This window comes from Pseudomonas sp. 43(2021), assembly GCF_017490805.1.
GTDB lineage: Bacteria > Pseudomonadota > Gammaproteobacteria > Pseudomonadales > Pseudomonadaceae > Aquipseudomonas.
Genome location: NZ_JAFGYJ010000527.1, coordinates 1 through 445, shown reverse-complemented (window position 1 = coordinate 445; position 445 = coordinate 1). Strand labels below are relative to the sequence as shown.

Below are 445 nucleotides of genomic sequence, written 5' to 3'. Positions count from 1 at the left end.
GTACAAGGCCAGCCAGTCCGGCGTGCGCATCGATCTGGTGGTGCGCGGCATGTGCTGCCTGCGTCCGGGCATCGCCGGGGTCTCGCACAACATTCATGTGCGCTCGATCATCGGCCGCTTCCTCGAGCACACGCGGGTGTTCTACTTCCTCAACGGCGGCGACGAGCAGATGTTCCTTTCCAGCGCCGACTGGATGGAGCGCAACCTCGACAAGCGCGTCGAGACCTGCTTCCCGGTGGAAGGCAAGAAGCTGCTGACCCGCGTCAAGAAGGAGCTGGAGCTGTACCTGACCGACAACACCCACAGCTGGAGCCTGCAGTCGGACGGCCGCTACATTCGCAACACGCCAACCGGCAACCAGAACCCGCGCAGTGCGCAGGCGACGTTGCTGGAGCGGTTGGGCAGCCCGATATTGCCGGTGAGCAGCTGACCTTCAGCCCAATAA

General features: G+C 63.6%; 1 pseudogene. It reads left to right on the top strand.

The window, feature by feature from the left end:
- Positions 1 to 430: pseudogene (locus J5M71_RS28525) on the top strand (RNA degradosome polyphosphate kinase); the annotation flags it as partial.
- Between the last annotated feature and the right edge of the window lie 15 nt (positions 431 to 445).